Origin of the sequence: Lentzea indica (assembly GCF_012184385.1) — a bacterium.
GTDB classification, from domain to species: domain Bacteria; phylum Actinomycetota; class Actinomycetes; order Mycobacteriales; family Pseudonocardiaceae; genus Lentzea; species Lentzea indica.
The window spans coordinates 1-4529 of the sequence record NZ_VSRL01000421.1; the positions used below are offsets into that span (position 1 = coordinate 1).

At 68.4% G+C, this 4529-nt stretch carries 5 protein-coding genes; 4 read left to right on the plus strand and 1 reads right to left on the minus strand.

The genetic code is table 11. The features are described from left to right. The coding region (locus tag FXN61_RS47500) for a leucyl aminopeptidase (RefSeq protein WP_246293223.1) at nucleotides 1–1467 on the plus strand (1467 nt) is incomplete at its 5' end. A 373-nt stretch (nucleotides 1468–1840) separates the two neighbouring features. Then, nucleotides 1841–2305: an OsmC family protein gene (locus FXN61_RS47505; protein WP_167980348.1), complete on the plus strand. Its 465-nt coding sequence runs from the start codon at nucleotides 1841–1843 to the stop codon at nucleotides 2303–2305. Here the strand turns inward: FXN61_RS47505 and FXN61_RS47510 are convergent. Next, nucleotides 2302–2628, minus strand: a complete 327-nt coding sequence (locus tag FXN61_RS47510; RefSeq protein WP_167980349.1) for an oxidoreductase — start codon at nucleotides 2626–2628, stop codon at nucleotides 2302–2304. The genes FXN61_RS47505 and FXN61_RS47510 overlap by 4 nt on opposite strands. A 180-nt stretch (nucleotides 2629–2808) precedes the next feature. Here FXN61_RS47510 and lpdA point away from each other — a divergent pair, with 180 nt between their 5' ends. Continuing rightward, nucleotides 2809–4197, plus strand: a complete 1389-nt coding sequence (gene lpdA, locus FXN61_RS47515) for a dihydrolipoyl dehydrogenase (RefSeq protein ID WP_312878558.1) — start codon at nucleotides 2809–2811, stop codon at nucleotides 4195–4197. 50 nt (nucleotides 4198–4247) lie between these two features. Continuing rightward, on the plus strand, nucleotides 4248–4529 hold a 282-nt coding region (locus FXN61_RS47520; RefSeq protein ID WP_312878559.1), incomplete at its 3' end, for a biotin/lipoyl-containing protein.

Consider the following 4529-nt stretch of genomic DNA (forward strand, 5'->3'; position numbering starts at 1 on the left):
GCCCCGAAGCTGGCCCTCACCGAAGGTGACCTGAGCACCACCGCCGCGGACGCAGTCGTCGTGGGCACCCTGCAGGGTGCGGACGGTCTGGAGCTCGCCCCCGGTGCCGATGCTGTCAACGCCGCGTTCGACGGCGCGCTGCTCGAGGTGCTGGGCACCCTGCGCGCCTCGGGCAAGGCCGACGAGCTCGTGAAGGTGCCGACCTTCGGCAAGCTCGCCGCCCCGCTCGTGCTGGCCGTCGGCCTCGGCAAGTCGGCAGGCGAGGAGCAGGTGCGCCGCGCGTCCGGTGTGGCCGCCCGCGCGCTGGCCGGCAAGAAGCGCGCTGTGAACACGCTCGCTTCCCCGCACGTCGCTGCCGCCGCCGAGGGCACGCTGCTCGGTGCCTACTCGTTCACCGAGTACAAGTCCGACAAGGGCGAGGGCGCGGTCGCGAAGGTCGACCTCGTCGCCGCCCCGTCGAAGGAGAACAAGGCCGCTCTGAAGGCCGCCGTCGCGATCTCCGAAGCCGTCGCCATCTCGCGCGACTTCGTGAACACGCCGCCGAACGACCTCTACCCCGCCTCGTTCGCCGACCGCGCCGCGAAGCTGGCTTCCGCCGCCGGTCTCGACGTCGAGGTGCTCGACGAGAAGGCGCTGAAGAAGCAGGGCTTCGGCGGCATCCTGGGCGTCGGCGGCGGTTCCTCGCGCCAGCCGCGCCTGGTGCGCATCTCCTACAAGGGCGCCAAGGCCGTCAAGAAGGTCGCGCTCGTCGGCAAGGGCATCACGTTCGACACCGGCGGCATCTCGATCAAGCCCGCGCAGGGCATGGACGAGATGACCTCCGACATGGCCGGTGCCGCCGCGATCGTCGCGACCATGGTGCTCGCCTCGAAGCTCAAGTACCCGCTGGAGATCACCGCGTCGATCCCGATGGCGGAGAACATGCCGTCGGGCGACGCCTACCGCCCCGGCGACGTGCTGACCATGTACGGCGGCAAGACCGTCGAGGTGCTCAACACCGACGCCGAGGGCCGCCTGATCCTGTCCGACGCCATCGTGCGCGCGTGCGAGGACGGCCCGGACTACCTGATCGAGACCGCGACCCTGACCGGCGCGCAGGTCGTCGCCCTGGGCAAGCGCACCGCGGGCGTCATGGGCTCTGACGAGTTCCGCGACCGCGTCACCGCGATCGGCAACGCCGTCGGCGAGTCGGCGTGGGCCATGCCGCTGCCGGAGGAGCTGCGAGCGGACCTCGACTCGCGCCTGGCGGACCTGGCGAACGTCACCGGCCACCGCTGGGGCGGCATGCTCGCGGCCGGCCTGTTCCTGCGCGAGTTCGTGGCCGAGGGCGTGCAGTGGGCGCACATCGACATCGCCGGCCCGGCGTACCACACGGGTGGCCCGTACGGGTACACCGCGAAGGGCGGCACGGGCGTTCCGGTGCGGACCATCGCGGCCGTGCTGGCGGACATCGCCGCCAACGGCTGAGTTCGCTTCTTCTCACACGGGCGGAGTTCCTTTCGGGGACTCCGCCCGTTCTATTTTCGACGGCCGCGCAACCACTTCCCAAAACCGATATATCAGTTTTCCGGATTTTGGCAGTCGTCGCGCAGCGTGAACGTGACGAGGTCGCGCGCGTTCTCCACCGGCAGCCAGGGCGACGCCGCCGCAGACCGCGGCCCTGGCGCCTTTGCAACGAGTCTTTTGCGGGCGACGTCCAAAGTCTCATTGCTAAGGCGCAGGTCAGAGGTGGGGTGGAACTGATATATCGGTTGGGGTGGGCGCGATCGGGTGGCGGCTGAACGGAGACGCCCGTCTCACGGGGCTAGGTCGGGCGGCTTCGTGAGAGGAGTATTTCCACATGGGGACGCATCGGTACGAGGTCGACGTCGTATGGACCGGAAACACCGGGAGCGGGACTTCCGGGTACAAGACCTATGAACGCGCGCACGAGATTTTGGTCGAGGGAAAGGAGACGATCCTCGGGTCGTCAGACCCGTCGTTCCGGGGTGACCGCAGCCGGTACAACCCCGAGGAGCTGCTCGTCGCGTCGCTCTCGCAGTGCCACATGCTCTGGTACCTGCACCTCGCGTCGGTCAACGGCGTCGTCGTCACCGACTACCGCGACCACGCCACCGGCACGATGGCCGAGCACCCCGACGGCTCCGGGCGGTTCACCGAGGTGAACCTCAACCCCGTTGTCACCGTCGCCGATCCCGAGACCAGGGAGACCGCGCAGGCGTTGCACGAGAAGGCGCACTCGATGTGCTTCATCGCGGCGAGCGTCAATTTCCCCGTGCGGCACGAGCCGGCGGTGAAGGTTTAGAGATCGCCTGCGGCCTTTTTGCGCGCGGAGTAGTCGCGCATGCGCTTCGGGTAGCCGACGATGCCGGCGTCGTAAATCGGCATGCCGAGCTTGCGGGCGAAGCTGCGTGCGGCGTCCGGGGACGCGACGCGGCGGCGGGTCCACTCGCCGTCGTGCGCGACCAGGACCACAGTGGTTTCGGTCACCGTGGTCTTCGGCTCCACATAGGCCTCGACGCCCTGGCGGCTCGCTGCCCACTTCTCCAGGTGGCTCGTGTCCTGGTTGGAGGCGGTCCGCAGTACACCTGGACGTGGCTTCCTGCGAAAACGATCGAACAGCCCCATCGAGCACCTCCTGCGCTTCCCTTCCACCATGGTGCCAGGTAAGGGTGTTATGAGTAGGTGAATGATCAGCACCGGGCGTGGTGTCCTATGCCGGATCACCATGCTCTGGGAACTAGTGACAAGATGGCCGCGTACCTCGCGCGCACCCGCGCGTAGTAAGTAATCCCGAGGAGATCCGAAGTGACTTCGCCGGAACTGGAGTCGGCCACCAACGCCGATCTTGTCATCCTCGGCGGCGGTTCGGGGGGCTACGCCTGCGCGTTCCGCGCGGCCGAGCTCGGCCTGTCCGTCGTCCTGGTCGAGAAGGACAAGCTGGGTGGCACCTGTCTGCACCGCGGCTGCATCCCGACCAAGGCGCTGCTGCACGCAGCCGAGGTCGCGGACAACGCCCGCGAAGGCGACCAGTTCGGTGTGAAGAGCTCGCTCGAGGGCATCGACATCGCCGGTGTCAACTCCTACAAGGACGGTGTGGTCTCGCGGCTCTACAAGGGCCTGCAGGGTCTCGCGAAGGCGAACAAGGTCACCCTGGTCGAGGGCGCGGGCACGTTCGTCGGCCCGAACACGGTCGTCGTGAACGGCCAGCGCTACGTCGGCAAGAACGTGGTGCTCGCGACGGGCTCGTACGCCCGCAGCCTGCCCGGCCTGGAGATCGGCGGCAGGGTCATCACCAGCGACCAGGCGCTCAACCTGGACTTCATCCCGGAGAAGGTCGTCGTCCTCGGCGGCGGCGTCATCGGCGTGGAGTTCGCGAGCGTGTGGCGGTCGTTCGGCTCGGACGTCACCATCGTCGAGGCGCTGCCCCGCCTGGTGCCCGCCGAGGACGAGTACGCGTCCAAGCAGCTCGAGCGCGCCTTCCGCAAGCGCGGCATCAAGTTCAAGACCGGTGTGAAGTTCACCGGCGCCACGCAGACCGACTCCGGTGTGTCGATCACGCTGGAGAACGGCGACGTCCTCGACGCCGACCTGCTGCTCGTCGCGGTCGGCCGCGGCCCGAACAGCGCGGGCCACGGCTACGAGGAGGCCGGTGTCCAGATCGACCGCGGGTTCGTCATCACCGACGAGCGCCTGCGCACGAACCTGCCGAACGTCTACGCCGTCGGCGACATCGTGCCTGGCCTGCAGCTCGCGCACCGCGGTTTCCAGCAGGGCATCTTCGTGGCCGAGGAGATCGCGGGCCAGAACCCGAAGGTGATCGACGAGGCGGGCATCCCGCGCGTCACCTACTGCAAGCCCGAGGTCGCCTCCGTCGGTCTCTCCGAGGCCGCTGCCAAGGAGAAGTACGGCTCCGCCGAGGTGTTCATCTACGACCTCGCGGGCAACGGCAAGAGCCAGATCCTCAAGACCACCGGTGGCGTGAAGCTGATCAAGGCTCCCGATGGCCCGGTCGTCGGTGTCACCATGGTCGGCGAGCGCGTCGGCGAGCTCATCGGTGAGGCCCAGCTGATCTACAGCTGGGAGGCTTACCCGGAGGACGTGGCTCCGCTGATCCACGCCCACCCGACCCAGACTGAAGCCCTCGGCGAGGCCTTCCTCGCCCTGGCCGGCAAGCCGCTGCACGTGCACGGCTGACCGTTCCCCATCCAAGTCAGCCACACGAGAGCACGAGGAGTCAGCGAACAATGGCCTTCTCCGTCCAGATGCCCGCACTCGGTGAGAGCGTCACCGAGGGCACGGTCACCCGGTGGTTGAAGCAGGAAGGCGACCGGGTGGAGGTGGACGAGCCGTTGCTCGAGGTGTCCACCGACAAGGTCGACACCGAGATCCCGTCCCCGGCGGCCGGCGTCCTGCAGAAGATCGTCGCCCAGGAGGACGACACCGTCGAGGTCGGTGGCGAGCTCGCGGTCATCGGTGACGGCGACGCCGCTGCCTCCGAGCCCGCGCCCGCCCCGCGCAGGAGGCGC